The following is a 20,129-nucleotide window of genomic DNA, read 5'->3' as shown; positions in this document are numbered from 1 at the left end:
TATCTGGTGCTGTGTTGATTAGTGCACGAATATTTTGCTTGAATATTGATCGTTGATTCTAACCACATAAATATTCTGCCCTAAATGATCACAATTGATATCGACCCTTTTCATGGCGTCATAGGATTTCGATAAAACCAACTGACCATTAACGGAATAAATAGTGACGTTTTCAATTTTGTTTGACCCGGTTCCTGACACTGTTAAGGTGTTGTTCTTGGTGTTTAGAATAAATCTTTCTGCATCTTCAGTTAAAGTCGAAACTGAAGTTGAAAATGAGGAGCGTTGGATGATTGAGAAAATTCCCTGCGCTGGAATTTCTACCGACAGTGGCTCAACTCCTGAAATGGTGTCAAGCGGACTTTTTTCCCAGTATACGCTGGGTTCTTGTTTACCATCGCCCAAGGAATAAATGGTCTGATAGGTGCCCGGAGGCAACCCCTCAATTTGTACTGTTCCTGAAGTTGATGCATCAATGTTGAGCAAAATATTCCCATCAGGATTGATAAAAACAAGGGGGTCAAAACTTGCAGAATCCGAGCTTGCAGAATAGCGAATAGCGCCGGGCTCAATCAGTTTAAAATAGTGCCTGAAGTACTTTGTTGGGCGCTGTAAGTCTAAGGAATAGTTGTTATTTCCATTGTCTACGATTTGCAATAGGCCGGTGTTCCAGTTGTTTCCCACAGAGCCAAATGAGCCTTTGAACTCATAAGAAGAAACGTTGGCAAGCTTTAAACAATCGTGTAGATAACTAAAGGTGTTTCCATTTGCCCACCATTCCAGCATAGAAGTTTTCACCCCACTTGCAGCCGCATTTTCTGCAATCTGAATCAGGTTGGCGTCGGTTCTGCCAGCATAAGCATGAAAGGAGTACTCATTCCAATAATTTGAAACACCAGGGACGGCTGTGAAATCGGGGTAATAATTAAGCGCACCGTTTAAATTGGTATTAGAGCAGGCAATAAAGTGAGGGTTGTACCCAATACTATTCAGCCGATTGCCAGTTGCAGCCAAGCACTCACCTACCAGGGTGCCATTACCAAAGCTTGCAACATTAGGTTCAAGAATTACTTCAACAGCATTGGGGACAATACCATAAGTGCTATCCATGTGTAGAAATATGGCCTCTATAAATTCAGCATATTCTTCTGGCTCTTGATGTATAACCTGACCTCCATTTCCATCATTCAATTGACCCGTAAAGGCAACATAGCAGAGGTTAATATATAAGTCGGAATTATTTTGAATCAACCTTTCACGTATAGGAATTAGGATGTTCTCAATCTTCTCATCCAATTCAGTGAAATTGAAGCCTGACCAATCAATGCTATCTGGATTATCATTGTCATTGACCGTGGCGTAGCGCAAATTCCGCCATGTGTCATAATCAATGATGCTATCCATATACATTTGGTAGTTATCAGCATTGTATTCGCTACCAGAACGGACCTCTAATCGCAACCTATTTATGCCCAGTGAATCAACGGCTAAATCGACCAAGTCATCAATGATGTAGTTTTCAAGTCCGGCAGGCAAAAAAGTGCCGTTTTCCCAACGGTCAATCGTTTGGTAGGATTGGTTGAGGTCAATAGTAACAACCTGAGCAATAAGGTTATGAGCGGTTAAGAATAGAATTCCTAAGCACAGTTTATTGAACTGATTCATTGTTTATATTTACTACTGGATTAGGCTTAGAGAGCGCCAATTTCAGTCGTTTGATAAATTTAATCCACCTTTTGGAAGCAGCTAGTCATTTTTAGTGAAATAGCCTTCGTTGGATACGGCAGCATCACTTACAGATATACTTGCTGTTTTAAACCAAACTTCAGCATAGTTTCCATCTTCATATTGTTTTTGAACATCACCGCCATGCGTTTCAGCACCAGAACACCAATTTCTGTTTACTTCGGGAGATTTTCCATTTGTTTGGTTATAACAACCTAATTTAAAGAAAAGCCCCTCGCCGGTATAAGCATTTTCGCGTTCTACTCCATCTTGACCAATAGGTACAAATAAGCCTTGTGTTTGTGCAGGAATATCAGCAGTTGTTGTGTACTCTGATACGACTAGGTTTTTTGTGAAGGTTTTGGTTTCATGCCCTTCACTCGTAAATGTTAAGCTCATAATACCATCCTTAACCTCGATTTCATAACTCAATTCTTCCCCTAATGCAATCCCATCTTTAGGTTCTTCCGGGTAGGTGTTTTCTTCCGTACCAACGACAGAGAAGTCATAGCCCCAAACAGCTGTGGAGTAATCCCACCTGCCAGAATTATCATCACCAGCTGTATTGATTTCATAATGCCAAAAAATCGAACCTTTGGTATGACCAGGGAATTTCTTGTAAAAGATTTTAAGCGGTTCATTTTCATGCCCATCGGCACTATGAATCTGACCAATGACTACAGCATAGGAAGCGGCAACCCGAGCATCGCCCGTAGCGGACACATTCATTACTTTGAGCGTGGCTGTCAACTTATCATTGGCAGTTGCAGGGTACCATTTTTTTGCTTGCGCCAGTTCTGTTCTTGTGTTATTTGAAGTCCCATGAGTGTCTCCTGCATTGGGGGCTTTATAAACTACCCAATCACTTTCACCATCATTTGCGGTATAAAAGAAATCTTTATGCTCAAAGTTATTGGCAAAGCCAGCATTTGAGCCGTCACCTAAAATTAATTTCCAATGATCAAAAAATGGAATGACGTCACTCGCGTAAACGGTTTTTTGAACTTCTTCTTCACTAGTTTCATTAGCAGTATTGGAACAGCTGTTTAGTATTAAAAAAATACCAAAGATCAAGAGTGTTGATAAAGGGCTGGTAAATATTTTATTCATTATTCATTTTTTAATTGAATGCCAGCTAGTGTAGCTGGCCGTGGCGACCAAATGAGACTACGACCTTGTGTGTACAAGAAAGGGATATCTGCTTCTTTCCTGAAAGGTAAATAATTAATCTAGAGTGTACAAGCGAGGCGGCGGCTTGATGGTTCGATGGTTTATCTGATTCAACTTCCTGATTTTCGTATTACCTTTGGTGTAAGCCATAAGATGAGTCTGATGAAACGAACAAAGTCCGTCAAAATGGGTTTCACAATGGTTAAATAATCACCCCGATATTGTTGAATAAAGGAATTAAACGGATTTTTAAGGTAGCAGTAGGACTCTTGCTGAGTTTGGTGTTTTTGCTGTTGCTCCTGGTGGCGGCTTTGTATACGGAACCTGTGCAAAATTGGGTGACGGAACAGGCTGATTCATACCTGGAGCAAACCTTGAAAACAGAAGTAGGTATTGGGGGCTTTGGCTTGGGTATTCCCAAGTACTTGCAGTTGCAGGATGTTTATATCAACACTCCAAATGGAGACAGTCTTGCCCGCTTGGGATATCTGAAGATAGACTTGGATATGTGGGCCTTGTTGCGGCAAGAGATAAGCATAGGCGAAGTGGTGTTGGAAGATGTGTACGCCAGAATAATCACCACCGATAGTAGTAGTAATGTTCAATTTCTCATTGATGCTTTCTCGTCTGCCGATACCACGGCCATAACGCCTGTAGCCGACTCTGTTGCTCCTTCGGCTTGGACGTTTAATCTAGAACAAACAACACTGGGCCTTAAGGATATTGACCTCTACTACCAGGATGACCCTGGTGGCTTGTTGGTTGATTTACAATTGGGAAAGGGTGTGGTCGTTGCTGATGATATGATTGATATCGAAAAGCAGTCTTTCCTGTTTGAACGACTTTTTTTCCAAAAAGCGGATATTAAAGTGGCATTAGGTTCAACTGATGCTTCTGCTGTTGATACGACTGCAACAACGGGAGCTATCATTGCAGCTTGCCAGGATTTACTGCTGAAAGAGGTGAGTTTTAGCTTGGCGATGGATAGTCTGGAGATGCAGTCGGCTTTTACTGTTTTGCAGGTGGAAAAACTTCGAACCACTCTGGCGGAAACAACGGTTGCCTCTTTTGTAAACTTGAACTTGGAAGGGGCGAATATAATATACGATACTCCCATTGCGCCTACCAAAGATGGTTTTGACCCTAACCATATTGCCATTAATGACATCAATGGCGAGCTATCGGATTTCGATTTTTCAGGGACTCAATTAGCAACTACAATTATTGAGTTTCAGGCCAAAGACCAAGGTGGTTTACAGCTCAACCAACTGAGCGGAGATTTAGCTTATGATTCTACCGCTTTGGTCGTAGATGCTTTGGTGTTGAATACGGAGAAGAGTAGTCTTGATGCAAAAAAAATCCGTTACGGTTTTCCGGCAGACAGCCTGAGCAGTGATTTGGATCTTGTTTTGGAAGCACAGGGTGGCTTAGCGATCAGTGAATTGTTGTTGTTACTTCCTGCTAGCCTCACTTCTCCTTGGTTGCGTGACTATCCGGGGAGTAGGGTTGATTTTTTGACTAATTTATCCAGCGAGGGGGAGCAGCTCGATATTAGCCAGTTGCAGGTTAAGGCACCGGGTGTAGATGTGCAAGCGAGAGGGGAGATTTACCGTCCGCTGAATCCTGACGAAATAGGAGCGAGGTTGGTACTGGACCGTTTTCAGGTGCAACCGAAAAAAGTAAAAGAGTTATTGCCATCTGATTTGTTGCCCAACTATATTGAATGGCCTCGGCTGATAAGTGCACAAGGGCGCTTGAGTTACCTGAACCAAAATCTATCATTGAATTTACAGGCCCGGGAAGAACGTTCAACGAGCCAGTTTTGGACGCAGTTTTTACTAAAAGGAGAAATTCTGAAGGCCGCTGATTATAAAAAGGCAACGTTTGATGTAGCAATGGATACCTTGTTTGTGACCCAACAAAGTATCTTGGCTTATCTGCCTCCCAAGGCATTACCGGAAGGTTATCAAGTTCCAGATTACCTGGAAGCGACCGGCTCCCTCAGTGGGCCCATTGATGATTTGAACGTTGACTTTCAGCTTTTCCTTCCCGGAAGAACATCCTACCTGAAAATGGGAGGGCGTTTGCAAGAAATACTGGAGCCGGAGTCACTTGCACTGGATGTAAAGGTAGATGAGCTAAAGGTAGCAATGGCTGATGTTTTGCCCTTGTTGCCCGATAGTTTGCTGCCAGCTTATTTGAATACGCCTGACCTTCGGGTAGAAAATGCTACAATAAAAGGCAAGCTGGATGACCTCGCATTTAATTTACCCATCCAGACTAGTAATGGTAATGGCCGTGTCACTGGGGTTTATCACCCAGAAGATTTTTCGCTTGACCTCGATTTGTTTGATGCTGAATTGGCTGGTTTTTTTAAAGGGGAGATGTATGATACTATTGCTAGCCTAGCATTGCAGCCCTTGCGAATGGAAATACAAGTAACAGGAAGCCTAGAGCCCACTTTGACGGCCAGTATTCATACCCGTCTGACGGAAGAAGAGCGTGGCCAGTTGCTGGATCTTAATGCAGCAATTGAGGAGAACGATTACCGCGCGCAGCTCGTTTTCTCTCACCCTTATTTACGAGGAATCGGGCAAGGAAGCTACCAAGTACAGGATAGTATTGCTACGGTGAGTGCAAATCTTGATCTTGAAAAAATCGATCTCAATTTCTGGCAGCTTAGTGATCGACCGCTGCTGGGGTCGGGTAAACTGGAAGTCAATAGTACCGGCTTGGAGGCCGATCACTTGGATGGAAGAATCTATTTGGATAACATCCTCCTGCGTGGTGAGGGGGCGGCTGCTTATATTGACAGTATGCTTGTTTTGGCAAAGCTGGATAAGGGAAACAACTTGGTAAGCATCAACAGTGATGTGTTGGAGGGTAGGCTGAGTGGCTTTTTTGATCCCATAGAAGTGGTGCCGGAACTTATTCGGTTTTTGCAATCCTATCTGGACGAAGACCCTTTCGAGGGGGACCCCGTTGTTAATGGTCGCAATTTTGACCTGGAAATAGATTTGACCAATCCGCGGCCTTTCGTTTCGGGTATAATACCAGGGCTGACCGAGCTTTCGCCTTTTAGTTTTAGTCTGAATTATCGAGATAAGACACCGGCCTTGTTGTTTGATTTGCAATTAGAGCAGCTGACTTACAGTGGTATTGAGCTGGAAGGAATGAAGTTGAACGCAGAAGGCGATGAGCAACAATTTGCGCTCAACGGTGATTGGCGAAATATTACCATCGGTGAGGATATAGCCATTGGACAAACAAGTGTGGAGAGCAAGCGAATCAAGGGAGGAGTAAATACGACCTTGAAGGTGTTTGCAAAGAAAGAACTAAGGCACCAGCTTTCTTTTAATTGGCAGCAGACGATAAGAGGCCAGGAGATATCTTTGGCACCTCGTCAGGTGATCAATTTTTTAGAATGGCGTTTGCCGGAAGAGAATGCTATCATTGTTAAAGACAGCACTGTTCGTGTAGAAGACTGGGAGCTTAGTCGCAATGATCGTGCAATTCGTATTGAGGATACGGAACAAAATGGATTATCTATTGGCTTTGATGATGTGAATTTGGCACGCTTTAGTAGTTTGATCAACTCAGAGGAAGTACTCTTGGGAGGAATCATGAACGGCCACCTTTACCTGGATGAAATTTTCACAGCACTGGGGATTCGTGCCGATCTGGAAATTGCACAATTGGCTTATTATGAACAAGCGATGGGGGATTTTGCTGTGGCGGTTAGTTCAGAAGATAATACCAATTTCGAGATGTCTGCCAGCTTGAATGGTGCCGGAAATGAGGTGTTGATAAATGGTGCTTACAGAGATGGTGGAGTGTTGGATTTGCAGTTGGCTATGCAACAACTACAGCTTGCCAGTATTGAGCCTTTCTCGTTGGGCTATCTGACAAATACGGAAGGGTATTTACAAGGAGATCTGAGTATTGGAGGCACCGTTAATAAACCTGAAATAGATGGGCAGGTAAACTTCCGGGATGCAGTTTTATCGATCAGCTTGCTTGGGAGTAGTTACCGACTTAACGACCAAAGTATCCGCTTTAACGGAAATACGATACTCTTTGATCAGTTTACCCTTTTGGATGTCAATAACAACAATGCTACGCTCGATGGAAGGGTTGTTGTTAATACACTGGAGAATATTCAACTTGATCTACAGGCGAGGACAAAGGACTTTTTGGCCGTTAATTCTACAGAAAAAGACAATGATCTTTTCTATGGTTATTTGCGTGTGGATGCTGATGTAACCATCGGTGGAACGGCAACAGAGCCCCGGTTGATTGTTGCGGCATCGCCTAGCAGTGAATCGAACCTGACCTATGCTTATTCTTCTACGGATCAGGCTCGTATTGAAACGACGCAGGGCGTTATTACTTTTGCCGAAACCTATGAATGGGAAGAGATTATTGCCAATGAAAAGCGGGATACTTTAACCTCCGAAGTCAGCGGAGCCTACCTGGAAACCAATCTCAAGATTAACGAAAAGTTACGCATCCGAGTCATTGTTGACCCTATCACCCAACAGGAGTTTTCTGGCCGAGGGAACGGGAATATTACGTTTATCCAGTATCCCACCGGACAGCAGCAGATGACGGGGCAGATTAAAATGGCCGGTGGTGCTTATGACATGGTGCTGGAAGGGCTACAATCCTATACTTTTGACTTGAAAGCAGGCAGTGGGATTTCCTTTACAGGCAGCCCTACCAATCCTCAGTTTGACCTCACTATAACGAATACCATTAAGGCCAGTCCATTGACTTTGGTAGAATCTATGTCTGGTGTTTCCACAGAAGCAGGGCTAAGGCAGCGAGAAACTTTTCTTGTTTCACTAGACCTCGAGGGAGACTTGGAGGCGATGGACATCAAAGCCGATATCTTGTATCCGGAAGATGGCTATGGCAACCAAAATTTTGATGCCGTAAACTTAGCACTTGATGAGCTACGCCGTGACCAGAGTAAGGTCTACTACGCGGCTATTATGCTGATTACCTTCAAGAGTTTTGTGATTCCGAAGATAGACTTTGGAAGCGACCCACAAGACAATATCGTTAATGGAGTAGCCGGTGCGGTGGGGGATGCATTGAGCCAGTTGGTGAACAGTCAGCTGGGCTTTGTAGATTTCGACCTGGGCGTGGAAAACAACCAGACAAGTACTGGTGAGCAAAATTATAACCTCCGGCTTAGTTTGCAAAAAAGCTTCTTTAATGACCGTTTGATTGTCAGCGTCGATGGGGTCACAAATACGGCGGCAGAGGCAGACACGCAGGAGGGCGATGCACAGACCTATATTGATAACGTGTCGGTCGCCTATCTTTTGGATCCAGATGGAAACCTACGGATTAAGCTCTTCAATGATCGTGATCGTAATGAATTTGTGGGAGGCAATACGATCCGCTTTGGTGGCCGGCTGGTATTCAGCAAAGATTTTGACCGCTTCTTTTGGCAAAAAAAATAACGCTTGAAAAATTTATGCGAATAACGCTACGATACATTTTATCTCTTTTCTTGCTCCTGGCTTTACTCAGTAACTGTCAGGTGAAGCGTTATTTACCAGCCAATGAATATCTCCTCAAAGGGGCGAGCCTTGATTTGATTGCAGCCGATAGTGTAAACACGGCTAAATTGCGGGAACAAGCTATGGAGAGCATCTCACAGCGGACCAGCCCCCGTTGGCGCGTATGGTGGTATTATCGGAAACATGCACCCCTGCGGTGGTTGGGTAAAGGGATCGGAAGAGAGCCCGCTTTTTATCAAGATCGCCAAAGCCAGCAGATGCTGGAAATCTTGCAAAATCGTGCAACAAACCAGGGACACTTTTATAGTTTAGCATCCTATACCACGGATACCATTGAGCAACAAAAAGCGATTCATGTAAAATATCAATTGAAGGTAGGAGAGGCTTATCGTATTGATACCATCAGGTACGCGATTCGCGATCGTTCTGTGGCCAAAATTGTCGATAGCTTGAGCAGTAAAAGCCTTTTGGTAGAAGGAGGACGCTACACGCTGGGGCAACTAAAATTAGAACAACAGCGGCTCGAAGATGGATTAAGAGAGCAGGGGTATTACTATTTTTCTGCTCAGGATTTAGATTTTCTGGGGGATACGATTGGTAATGAGCATGGCGTAAAGTTGCTATTGAAATTAAAAGATGGCTTGGCTCCTCGGCATTTGGCTCCACAGCGTTTGTATCGAATAAGAATTTTCAGTAATTACAATCGTCGTGATCAAGCGCTGGGCTTGAGTGACACAACATGGTATGAAGGCTTACAAATTATTTGTAAAGATTGTCCACTACGCCCCGAAATAATGGCTGAAGCGGTAGCGCAGCGACCGGGGATGCTGTATAACCCTGAGGCGCACGAACAGACGATTGAACGCTTGGCGAATCTCAGTACTTTTCAGTATATCAGCCTGAATTACGAACCCGTCAACGGACAAGATAGCCTATTGGATTTGGTAATCAACCTATCGCCCCAGTTGCCTCGGTCTATTTCGGGAGAGATCGGTGCGGCCTATAATAGCGGCCGGTATTTTGGTCCGGAGTTTGGCTTCAATTACACAAATAGAAACCTTCAGCAAGGAGCAGAGTTATTTACCTTGGAAGGAGATGTGACATATAACTTTTTTCTGGGGCCGGTTAATGAAAGCAGGATACCGCGCTCCGGTATTTTTAGCCTAAAAGCAGGCGTAGAAGTCCCCCGATTTTGGCTGCCAGAACGGGAACGAATTTTGCCCACTTTTTTACAAAGCAGTACGAGTATCCAGCTGGGCTTTAAGATGGAAAGTATCCGGCTACAGTTGAATCGTTTTGCGACAGAAATTGAAGACAATAATTTTCAACAGTTGGGGATGCTGCTGGCCGATGATGCGAATGCTACTTCCGGCGTGCGGCTCTGGCAGATGAGTGGAGAATACGCCTACAGTTGGCGACGGAAACCTATTATTTCAAGCGTTTTCACTGTTTTGCGACTTCGCTATCAAAACCCTGAGGTTGCTACCGAGGAGCTGTTGAGTTTGAGTCGTTCACTAGGTTTTACCCAAGGTTTGAGCGGCTTGGGGCGCTTGGATCGGATGTTTCTTTGGGGCCCAGCCTACCGTTGGACCTACGATTCTCGCCTACGCAGGAAGACCACCAAGCCCAGCCCTCATGACTTCTTCGCCAGCTTAGAGCTAGGGCTGGTTTTCAACAGAATATTACCAGTAGGAAGCAATGAGCGGTCATTGGCCGCAGAGAATAGCAATTACTTGCAACCAGAGGCAGATGTACGCTATTACTTTGAAGTTAACAGGTTTGTTACACTGGCCGCTCGCGCCCACATGGGCGTTGCAGCACCTTTGGGTGGCCGGGCGATAGTACCTTATTTTGACCTGTATACCGTGGGAGGACCCAATAGCCTCAGAGGGTTCATTCCTCGTGGTTTAGGCCCTGGTGTCACGGTGCCTTTAGATAATAATTTACTGGGGCAAAATGGCTACGGGAATGTCTTGTTTGAGAGCAGTCTGGAGGCCCGCTACCAACTGGGGCCAATGTTTCAAATCGTAGCTTTTGCTGATGCCGGCAATGTATGGTTGCACAAAACAGAAGAGGAGCCTACTACAGCAGATTTTAGTGTGGCTCGGTTTGCGCAGGAGCTGGCGGTCGATGCAGGAGCAGGTATACGGGTAGATCTGTCTTTTTTATTGATCAGGATTGATGTAGCAAAGCCTATTTCGATTCCTTATGAAGCCAATACAGGAACCTCACCTAATCGAAAGCCACGATTTGTGCTGGCGTTTGGGCAGGCGTTTTGAGTGTAGTTTGCTACTTTTTGCTCCTGGCGGGCAATGGGGGCTTTATCGTATAATTGCGTAATCGCACTGGTACGATCAACCCTCATTCTATAGTGTAAAGTGCTAAGCATTGCGCAGAAAATAAACTGCGATTTTCTATAAGGTTTTCAAATAGTTAACCCGCTTGAAGTGAACCGCTTGGTTAACTATTGTGAAAACCAACCACGAAGTAGCGGCGTAGCCAAATCGCTTTTTATTTTCGTGCTGTTCCTAAGCTACTTTCTGATTCTGATGAGATATTTTCACCTTTATTTTATCAATAAAAGAAACGAGCTCCATATCGGCATCGGTTGAGTAGCTCATAATAATCGTTCCCTTTTCGTCTGTATTGGTTTCAATAGCGAAAATGACGGAACTATCGGCAGGGTTAGTCATGCCTTCAAAGCGGTGATATTCGACAATTAGTAAATCTTTTGCCTGGTAAGCATGATTGTTTTGTATACTTAGCAAACGATTGTCATCGAATTTGAATTCACTATCAAAACCTCTTTTGCTGAGTTCCTGTGTAGCTTCAACCAGATTATCGTAGTAATTGAGATTCATATCTATTGGTTTTTATAGTTTAAACCAATTTTAATGTTTTGATGTTCGGTTTTCGTTTTCGGGTATGCGCCGCTCTTTTTTTGTTGGCTAAACAGGAGCGGTGAATAGACGAATGGGTAGATTGTAGATTATCGTATTACTATAAAAAAAGGTACTTTTACTTGTGATCCCATCGTTTGAAAGTAAACTTACCCCGACAAAATGATGCCATTTGATTTTGGAGACACCATTAATACTACCACAGGCGGAGTTTGTTAAGGATTTTCCCCATCCCATTCTTCTAGTTGCAAATAGCGGCCTGGTTCATTGTGTCAATGAAGAGGCTGCACATCTATTGCAGTTTACCGAGCAGGAATTACTTGGTCGGTCTTGGGCAGGCATCGATGCTCATCTGACGCTTATTGCCTGGAAGGCAGCGTGGAAACAACTACAACAAGAAGGTTTTCTACGTTATACTACAGACCTGGCAATGAGTGGTGCACTTCTTAGGCCAGTAGAGGTGACGATAGTGTCCATTGACAAGAAATTGGCTTTTGCATTCATTGATGATAAGATAGCACACAGTGGAAAAGAAGCACAACTTTCCTCCCTCAGTTTACATACAAATACGGGTTATTGGCGCTACGACGCTTTGCGCAAGCAGTGGCACTTGTCTTCCCTGTTGATGTCCTTTTTTAAGTGGGAAGCCACAGAAGAAGAGACAATCGTAGCCAATGAAGTTTTTGAAGAAAAGATGGCAGCTTGTCTGTTGCCCAAAAGTTGGGTTAAACTTAAAGATAAATTTGAGCAGGCTTTACGAGAGGGCGCTCCTTTTGAAGAAGAGGTCTTGTTGCAAGAAGACTTTGAATATCCCAGGTTATCAGTAAGCGGTGTTAGCTTAACCAATGCACTACATACGGTGCAAGTAGTCGGTACCTTATCTCTGCCTTTTTCTAAGCGGCAAGAAATGGATGGTAGTAAACTGGCACAGTTTAGCCTGGATCATGCTCGGGATATGATTTATTGGCTCCGTGAGGATGGCCAAGTTGTTTATGCTAATCAATCCTTTTTGAATCGGATGGGATATACCCAATCAGATTTATCTAAATTGAAGGTAGGTGATTTTGTTGTGGGTAATACAAAGGAAGCTTATCAAGCGTTTTGGGATAGCCAGCGAAGTGAAAAGTTTGCTAGTGGTGAATTTAAAATAACCTCAAGAAAAGGCAACGAGATCATTGCGAGCTTTAGTACCAACTTTGTCCAGCACGATAAGCAGGAATTGCTATGTGTTTATTTACGTGATATAACCCTTAATAAAGAGCGGAATAAGCTTTTGGAGCTGACCCAGTTTAGCACTGATAATGCGCCGGATTTAATTTTTTGGACACGTCCTGACGGTTCTTTTCGCTATGTGAATAACATCGCTGCTCAAATGTTGGGGTACCAGTCTGAAGACTTCCAGAGCATGGAGGTGAAGTCCATTGCCCCTTATTTTGATGAGGAGGCCCGGTTGATGTTTTGGGAACGGTTGAGAAAGGAAAAAAGCTTCCAGGCTGACTTTACGCTTACGGGAAAAAACGGAGAACTGATTGATACTTCGGTGATTGTAAATTACCTGTCTTTTGGAGGAGAGGAAATTGCCTGTAGTTTTTGCCGTGACATCACAATGGCCAAAGCACGCCGCCGGCGTCGCGACCTGTTGGAATTTACGCTGGACAGTACCCGTGATATGATCTTATGGTCGCGCCCGAATGGGATTGTCCAATATTCGAATGAGCGGTTTCTTAAAAAGACAGGTTATTCAGAAGAAGAGGTGAACGGCAAAAGCATCAAGCATTTATTTACCAAGGAATCATTCCAGCAGGGGGATATTTGGGAAGAATTGCGAGAACATGGTGAAATTCGAAAAGAAGTTGTTCTGTTAAACAAAGAAGGCCAGAAGATGGTACTTGAGGCCAATTTCAATTATATCAACTATAACGGGGAAGAGTATAAGTGCATCTACTTTCGGGATTTAAATAAAAAGAAAAAGCGTGATTTAGCTCTGAAGCTTTCTTATGCGGCATTGGAAGCTGGCGAAGAAGTGGTTGTTTGGTTAAAGGAATCGGGTGAAGTACAGTACCTCAATCAAGCGATGGTCAATTATATTGGTGGCCAAAAAGAGGATTGGGAAGGCCAACAATTGCACCGGGTTTTTCCCCAGTTGAAGCTAAATGAAGTAGCACCGGGAACTTCTATTGAATACAGTATGCCATCACAACAAGGGCATACGGTGTATTTAGAGCTTACTTTTAGCGAAATCTACCAGGAAGGAAATCGTTTTCTGGTAATTATCGGAAGAAACTTTACCGAACGTTATTTGCGGCGAAAAGAAATTGAAAAAGCCCAAAGCCGTATTGAAGAGTTAAGTGCTCGTTTGCAGGAAGAAAATGTGATGCTGCGGGAAGAGGTAAATGCCGACTACAAAGTGGATAACATTGTGACGGTTAGCTCCAAATACCAAAAGGTGCTACGGCAGGTTAGCCAGGTCGCTGATGCTGATACTACAGTACTGATTTTAGGAGAAACTGGTACCGGGAAAGAATTGTTAGCGCGCGCTGTGCACGAACTCAGCGAGCGCGAAAACTACCCTCTAATAAAGGTAAATTGTGCTGCCTTGCCGGAGAATTTGATCGAAAGTGAGTTGTTTGGCCACGAACCAGGAGCTTTTACAGGTGCACAAGCACGAAAAAAAGGCCGTTTCGAATTAGCTAATAAAGGGACTATATTTCTCGACGAAGTAGGAGAACTGCCACTGGCTCTACAGGCTAAGCTCTTGAGAGTATTGCAAGAAGGAGAGTTTGAGAGGGTAGGGGGAACAGAGACGACCAAAGTGGATGTACGCCTCATAGCAGCAACGAATCGCTCACTGGAGGCCATGGTGAAAGAAGGCCGTTTTCGTGCTGATTTGTACTACCGGCTCAATGTTTTTCCAATCGTAAATATTCCTTTACGAGAGCACCCAGAGGATATTCCTGTGTTGGCAGAGCATTTCGTTCGTCGTTTTGCTCAGCGCTTGGGTAAAAAGATTGCCAAAATTAATGCAGCAGATTTAGAACGCTTAAATAATTACCACTTTCCTGGTAATGTGCGAGAGTTAGAGAATATCATAGAGCGAGCAGTGGTGCTTTGTAATGAAGAAACGTTGAGAATCCCGTTAGACAAACATCAGGATCATGACCTGCTGGAAACCAGTTTTCCTACGTTCGAAGAAATGCAACGGAACTATATTATTGAAGCACTCAAGCGGACAGATGGCCGAATTACCGGCCCAGAAGGAGCGGGCCGACTGCTAGGGCTGAATGATCGCACGCTCATGTCTAAGATGCGGAAGTTTGGTATCAAAAAAAGAGAATACCTTATTTGATGAAAGTGAGCTTTTGTATTTTCGGTAGTAATAAAAAGGGAGGCAGGTCGTATTGACCTGCCTCCCTTGTATCATTGGTAATCATAAAAATAGCTACGATTACTCAATCACCTCAGCCATCTGCTGGTTGATTTTATCAAGCGTTTTACGGGTGTCTGATTTGAATTCTTGCCAGCCGTCAGAAATAGAGTCCCCGATTTTATTCATTCGGTTGTCGATATCCTGTCCCCACGATTCTAGTCGTTCAACTTCTTCCGACATGTCCGCTTTGGCTTCTGCTGAAGCATTCCCCATGTTGTTTTTTAGCTTTTCAATACGCTCGTTAATGTCAGCGCGTGCTTCTCTCAGGTCTGCTTTTAGCTCTTGGCTGTCGGTGCGGAATGCATCAGCGATTTCTTCGCCAGCAGCATCCAAGTCGTCAGCGGCTTCTTCCATTTTTTCTTCGGCAGTAGTGTTGTTGTCACAACTGGTAAGGGTGCCAAAGGAAATCAATGAGATCATAAATATAAATAAGATGGATGTGGTTTTCATTGTAAAGTGGTTTTTTGGTTAAAATTGAAATCAACTGCTTGAGTCAGTAGCTTCTGAATTACTTGCCGATGCTATCAATCATATCTTTTACTTCGGCTTTTGTTTTACCAAGCTTTTCTTGTAGCCGACCTAAGATTTCGTCTTCCTTGCCTTCTTGAAAGGTCAGGTCGTCGTCGGTAAGTTGGCCATATTCTTGCTTGAGTTGACCTTTGATTTGGTTCCAGTTTCCTTTTACTTGATCACTAAATGCGCTCATAATTAATTGTTTTTGATTTGTCTTTGTAACTGAGATACAGGTGATGATGTTCGGTCGGAAGGGAATAATTGTTTTGCAAGGCAGCAAAAAATGAGCCCACTTAATACAGGTAGGTTCAAGCGAACATCCCCCTATAAATAAGAGTTTCACTAGTATAAGAAGTAGAACAAAACAATAAGAATGATGCGACCAACGAGCACTGATTTTACAGAAGAACTGGGAGAGACCATTGGCTATCTTGAGGCTTTTGCAGAACGAAAAATTCAAATAGCGAAGCTGGATGCCGCCGAGAAAGTGGCTAATATGACCGCTTCTTTGGCTACTGGGTTTATCCTACTTGCCTTGTTGCCCGTCTTTTTGTGTGTGCTAAGTGTAGCGGTCGGTTTTTTATTGGTAGAATCATTTGGATTCTCATTTGCAGATAGTTTTTTACTCCTCAGTGGAGTGTACTTATTATTAGGTTTAGGCTTGTTTATTGGCCGAGAATATCTTTTTACCAATCCTATTGTAGAAAAGGTTGTTACTACGCTTTTTAAGTAGTATTCAGGCCGATTCATTAATCTCTCAATCACTTTATAATATGCAATTACATCAAATAGGCAGTATACAAGAGCTAAGGAAAGAAAGGCTTCGTTTACAACAGGAGGCAGATGTTGCTCGTGAGCTCTTGCACCTCAAAGTTCAAACAGCAATTGATACTGGTAAAAGAGGTTTACTTGGAAGCTGGAAAGCTATTATTCCCATTGCCGTCACAGCAGGACTTAAACAATTTTCGAGTGCTAAACCCAGAGGGGCAACTACGGGAGAGAATACCTTTTTTGATACCTTTCAGGAGGGCTTTAAAGCCTTCCAACAGCCAGGCAATGGAAAATGGGTTGCTTTATTTCCCATCATCATACGTTTATGGGAGCAATGGCAGGAACATCAAGTGGTAAGTGATCCGCAGTCATCTTCCATCGTAAATGCGGATAATTCGAACTCGAGGGAAGAGAACCCAGTGTTGACTCACTAAAACAGGCAATAATATGCCAAAAAAGGCTTGGGGATTTTTTCTTTTTACACTGATTTCTTATAATCATCGAACACTTTTAGGCATTATTTAGTTAATGCCAATAGCAAGTTAAGGGATGAGGAAACAAATAATCTACGTAAAGGGCGTAGCAGGTTTTGCTTTAGATAATTCGGATTTTTCACAGCACAGCGGGCTACGCAAGGAAAATCGGATGATGGATAAAGGAAAATTTGTAGCAAGGTGTGTATATTATTTTTTGCGAACTCCCTCGGTTCCATTTTTTCGTAAAAGCCCCAGTTGTTTTGCCTACAAATACACCAGAAAAAAAGATTATTAGTTCATGGTTTGAAAAGAGTAAACAGCAGTTAGTTATGATCGTTTTCTCTTCATCATGGTCAGGGTCCACACATATCTTAAGGACCTATCTTAGAGCCCTTATAGAGGAATTTCCTCAGATTCATAAGATATTTGTTGATATTGAAGAGCAAGAAGCACTCGCAATGGAGTTTGGAATAGCCAAGATACCAACCACGGTGATCATGAAAGAGGGAGAAGTTTTAGACACGCTCATTGGTACGGTTTCTAAGAAGAAGCTTCGCGCTTTGATCGAAAGTCATCTTTAGTTAAAGAAATTTTTTGATTGTAAACGGCTGTAAATTGTGCACCAAAGTAAAAGATAGCCGAAGCATAGAAAATCCACACCATAATTACCATCACCGATCCTGCCGCTTCGTACATGTTACCAGTATTGGATAAGCCAATGTAAAAAGTAATAGCGTATTGTCCGATAAAGAAAAGGATGGTCGTAATAATTGCTCCTAATCTCGCCGTAGACCAATCGATTTTACGATCAGGAAGATACCTGAAGATAAAGGCGAAGAACAAACTCGTCAATAACAAGGGAAGTGTTAGGGAAATAAAATACAGAAGCGCAGTCGACAAATCTGGTATAAATTCAGCAATATGTGCGGTGAAACGAGTTATCAAGGCATTGAGCGTGAGTGTAATGACAAGGATGAAGGCGATGGAAAGGAGCAGTGCTAAACCAATTAGGCGCCCTCTTACGTATTGCCACCAGCCCATTTTTTTGCTAGCCTCTTCTGCATGGAAAATAATATTCATAGTGCCTTGGATAGTTACAAAAATAGTGGTAGAAGTAAAAAGTACGCCTCCTAACCCCACCAATAATGACCACCCTTCACGCTCAAACAAGCCAATATTGTCAATGGTTGTAGATAGCTGTGCGGCACTTTGTTGTCCGAAGTAATCACCCAGTTGACTGAAAATTGTCTGCTCGATTGTTGCTTGATCATAAAAGAGCGAGGTAGCCTGGAGTAGAACCAGCAAAAATGGCGGCAGGGAGAATATGGTATAATAGGATAATGCTGCCGAACGTAGCATAAGTGCATTTGCACCAAACTGAAGGAAGGTTTCCTTGAGACAGGCCCACAAGAAATTGAAAGCAATAGGTGAAATCATAAAAAAGAGTTAGGGAGATAGATTGCTTTTTAAAGCGGATAGGTCTTGTTTTTTTTGTATTTGGCTAGCTTTGGTTAATACCTTTGTTTCAATAATGAAACTCCGAATTTTCTTTAAATGTTCGCTTTTTGTAAAGAAGTTGTCTGGGTTTTTCTGTTATCTTACGAATAGAACCTCACTAATTTTTTTTGATGAAAAGTATTCTTCGCCAGCTCAGGCAACAAATAAAGGCTGTACCTCGCAAAATTTGGTTTTTACCTCTTTTACTGGCCTTGTGTTTTCTGCTCCTCAGTTTAGCGATTATTGCACTCCGCTATTCTGAATTGGTGCAGCAAATCGATGAAAAGTTAGCCTTTCTGGCCCTGGCATCCGTAGATACCGCTCGTTCAATCATCAGTACCCTTACTGGTGGTTTAATTTCCTTGGTTGTTTTTAGCTTTTCGATGGTTATGGTGGTGCTCAACCAAGCATCTGCTCAGTTTTCTCCGCGACTTTTACCGGGTTTGATTTCTCAACGGCAGCACCAGTTTATTTTAGGATTTTACCTCGGAGCTATCATTTACAACCTCACCGTTTTGGCCAGAATTGGCCCCTCCGATTTAGAACAATCCGTACCGATTATCTCGGTTTTGCTGGCAATTGTTTTTGGTATAGTTGGCCTTATTTTATTCATTTCCTTTATTACAACTATCTCTAACTCGGTGCGTATCGACACCATACTCCATGACTTACACGCGAGTACACAGCAAAAGCTCCAGGAGTATGCAAATAATGATGTGTTGACGAATCAGGCGTTACCTGATGACCTGGAGGACTGGACGCCGCTTAATAGTGCGTCTTCTGGCTACCTCTTGCAAATTGAAACGATGGACCTTCTTGCTTTGTGTGAAAAACACAAGTTAAAAGTGAATGTTTTGCCTTATGCTGGTATGTTTGTTCTCCGTGGACAGGAGGTTTTACGAGTATCGAAATCAGTAGAGGAAGATTTGGCAGATGACCTGCTCAGTTGCCTACTCGTTAAAGTGCAGGAGGATTTGCAATCGGATCGCTTGCATGGATTAAAACAGGTAGTGGAAATTGCGGTTAAGGCGATGAGCCCTGGTATTAATGATCCCGCAACAGCGATTAGTGGTATTGATTTTTTGACGAGTTTACTGGATACTTTCTTGTGTAATCGACCACGAAACTGTGCAGTTGATGGAAACGGTGGTGCGCTGGTTTGGTTGACAGCCCGCCCGTTAGAGGAGATTCTCTTTAGCCTTTTTAGCCCATTAAGAACCTATTGCGCTGGTGATGTAGTCGTGACGAGAAAAATCATCTATTCGTTGCGACAATTACAAGCGATCAAGACGCTTTCTTCTACAGAGCGACTATTGTTTAGACAGGAGGTGCAAAAAATCAAGAAAGACTTTTTAGAACGATCGTTTAATGAAGCAGACCAAGGACTGATTAGTCGTCTTTAACAGCTTGTATTAGGGATGCTGTCTTATAAAAAAGGACACCGTAGGTTTCAATGTACGGTGTCCTTTTACAATGGGTGGCAATGGCTTTTATATCTTTTTCACTGCGCCTGACAACAAGGAAATGACTAGTAATACTAAGAATATCCAGAAGATGATTTTGGCAATTGCAGCAGCTCCGGCAGCGATGCCACCAAATCCGAAAACACCAGCAATAATTGCAACAATGAAAAAGATCAGGGCGTAGCGTAGCATAAGTTTTAATTTTTAATTTTTAATTAATAATTGAATGTATACTGTTGTAACTAAAAATGTAAGGTTGGTGTTCGGTGAGGAGTTGAGAATTTATAAGTATTTTGTTTGTTAATTTTAATTTATTGTTGTATTGCTTTTTAATAAAAAAAACAAGGTAGGTGTAATGAAAAAGCCACAGCTGTTTGGCTGTGGCTCGTTTTCAAATGATTTGAAAATATTGGGATAAATATAAACGGGATTAAAGTAGTGTCTACTAAAAGTTGTAATCTTAAGAAGCCATCCGACTAATGGCGCTTTTTAGTTTTTTACGTGCTGTGAAAATTCGGCTTTTCACCGTACCTATAGGAAGCTCAAGGTGTTCAGCGATCTCTTGGTATTCGTAGCCACGGTAATGCATCAGAAAGGGAACAGCGTATAAGTCGCCAATCTTATCAATCTTGCGGTGAATTTCCTCTACCCGTAAG

The 20,129-nt window shown here is 43.0% G+C and carries 15 protein-coding genes; 7 read left to right on the top strand and 8 right to left on the bottom strand.

The window, feature by feature from the left end; genetic code table 11:
- Positions 1-18: 18 nt before the first annotated feature.
- A complete protein-coding gene (locus tag ACRBG0_RS13960) occupies positions 19-1,665 on the bottom strand; it encodes a T9SS type A sorting domain-containing protein (RefSeq protein ID WP_431487486.1) in 1,647 nt (548 codons plus the stop codon).
- Between the two features lie 81 nt (positions 1,666-1,746).
- Positions 1,747-2,835 carry a polysaccharide lyase family 7 protein gene (locus ACRBG0_RS13955; protein WP_431487485.1) on the bottom strand — a complete coding sequence of 363 codons (1,089 nt, stop codon included), beginning with the start codon at positions 2,833-2,835 and terminating at the stop codon, positions 1,747-1,749.
- A 284-nt stretch (positions 2,836-3,119) separates the two neighbouring features.
- Between ACRBG0_RS13955 and ACRBG0_RS13950 the strand changes: the two genes are divergently transcribed.
- Positions 3,120-8,366, top strand: a complete 5,247-nt coding sequence (locus ACRBG0_RS13950) for a translocation/assembly module TamB domain-containing protein (protein ID WP_431487484.1) — start codon at positions 3,120-3,122, stop codon at positions 8,364-8,366.
- Between the two features lie 14 nt (positions 8,367-8,380).
- Positions 8,381-10,705, top strand: a complete 2,325-nt coding sequence (locus ACRBG0_RS13945; protein WP_431487483.1) for a BamA/TamA family outer membrane protein — start codon at positions 8,381-8,383, stop codon at positions 10,703-10,705.
- A gap of 249 nt (positions 10,706-10,954) precedes the next feature.
- Here the strand turns inward: ACRBG0_RS13945 and ACRBG0_RS13940 are convergent, their stop codons facing one another.
- Complete coding sequence (locus ACRBG0_RS13940; protein ID WP_431487482.1) at positions 10,955-11,287, bottom strand: phosphoribosylpyrophosphate synthetase; 333 nt, start codon at positions 11,285-11,287, stop codon at positions 10,955-10,957.
- Positions 11,288-11,504: 217 nt separating this feature from the next.
- On the opposite strand from ACRBG0_RS13940, the gene ACRBG0_RS13935 reads away from it, so the two are divergent.
- Positions 11,505-14,672 carry a sigma 54-interacting transcriptional regulator gene (locus ACRBG0_RS13935; RefSeq protein ID WP_431487481.1) on the top strand — a complete coding sequence of 1,056 codons (3,168 nt, stop codon included), beginning with the start codon at positions 11,505-11,507 and terminating at the stop codon, positions 14,670-14,672.
- A 99-nt stretch (positions 14,673-14,771) separates the two neighbouring features.
- Here the strand turns inward: ACRBG0_RS13935 and ACRBG0_RS13930 are convergent, their stop codons facing one another.
- Both ACRBG0_RS13930 and ACRBG0_RS13925 read right to left on the bottom strand, forming a co-directional pair.
- Positions 14,772-15,203: a hypothetical protein gene (locus ACRBG0_RS13930; protein WP_431487480.1), complete on the bottom strand. Its 432-nt coding sequence runs from the start codon at positions 15,201-15,203 to the stop codon at positions 14,772-14,774.
- Between the two features lie 58 nt (positions 15,204-15,261).
- Positions 15,262-15,459 carry a CsbD family protein gene (locus tag ACRBG0_RS13925; RefSeq protein WP_431487479.1) on the bottom strand — a complete coding sequence of 66 codons (198 nt, stop codon included), beginning with the start codon at positions 15,457-15,459 and terminating at the stop codon, positions 15,262-15,264.
- 180 nt (positions 15,460-15,639) lie between these two features.
- Here ACRBG0_RS13925 and ACRBG0_RS13920 point away from each other — a divergent pair, with 180 nt between their 5' ends.
- The 3 genes from ACRBG0_RS13920 to ACRBG0_RS13910 all read left to right on the top strand — a co-directional run bounded on the left by ACRBG0_RS13920 (position 15,640) and on the right by ACRBG0_RS13910 (position 17,094).
- Entirely contained in the window at positions 15,640-15,999 is a 360-nt protein-coding gene (locus ACRBG0_RS13920) for a hypothetical protein (protein WP_431487478.1), read from the top strand.
- A gap of 40 nt (positions 16,000-16,039) precedes the next feature.
- Entirely contained in the window at positions 16,040-16,471 is a 432-nt protein-coding gene (locus tag ACRBG0_RS13915; protein ID WP_431487477.1) for a hypothetical protein, read from the top strand.
- A 302-nt stretch (positions 16,472-16,773) separates the two neighbouring features.
- Entirely contained in the window at positions 16,774-17,094 is a 321-nt protein-coding gene (locus tag ACRBG0_RS13910) for a thioredoxin family protein (RefSeq protein WP_431487476.1), read from the top strand.
- Here the strand turns inward: ACRBG0_RS13910 and ACRBG0_RS13905 are convergent.
- Positions 17,054-17,950, bottom strand: coding sequence for a YihY/virulence factor BrkB family protein (locus tag ACRBG0_RS13905; RefSeq protein ID WP_431487475.1), 897 nt, complete (start codon positions 17,948-17,950; stop codon positions 17,054-17,056). The genes ACRBG0_RS13910 and ACRBG0_RS13905 overlap by 41 nt on opposite strands.
- A 191-nt stretch (positions 17,951-18,141) precedes the next feature.
- Between ACRBG0_RS13905 and ACRBG0_RS13900 the strand changes: the two genes are divergently transcribed.
- The gene (locus tag ACRBG0_RS13900) at positions 18,142-19,413 is read left to right on the top strand and encodes a DUF2254 domain-containing protein (RefSeq protein ID WP_431487474.1); all 1,272 of its coding nucleotides are present in this window, start codon (positions 18,142-18,144) and stop codon (positions 19,411-19,413) included.
- An 87-nt stretch (positions 19,414-19,500) separates the two neighbouring features.
- Here the strand turns inward: ACRBG0_RS13900 and ACRBG0_RS13895 are convergent, their stop codons facing one another.
- Together ACRBG0_RS13895 and ACRBG0_RS13890 are read right to left on the bottom strand one after the other, a co-directional pair.
- Positions 19,501-19,665, bottom strand: coding sequence for a DUF1328 family protein (locus ACRBG0_RS13895; RefSeq protein WP_431487473.1), 165 nt, complete (start codon positions 19,663-19,665; stop codon positions 19,501-19,503).
- A gap of 268 nt (positions 19,666-19,933) precedes the next feature.
- The coding region (locus ACRBG0_RS13890) for a sigma factor-like helix-turn-helix DNA-binding protein (RefSeq protein ID WP_431487472.1) at positions 19,934-20,129 on the bottom strand (196 nt) is incomplete at its 5' end.

Origin of the sequence: Lewinella sp. (assembly GCF_050633125.1) — a bacterium.
Lineage (GTDB): Bacteria > Bacteroidota > Bacteroidia > Chitinophagales > Saprospiraceae > Lewinella.
This window is presented reverse-complemented; position numbering and strand designations above follow the sequence as displayed.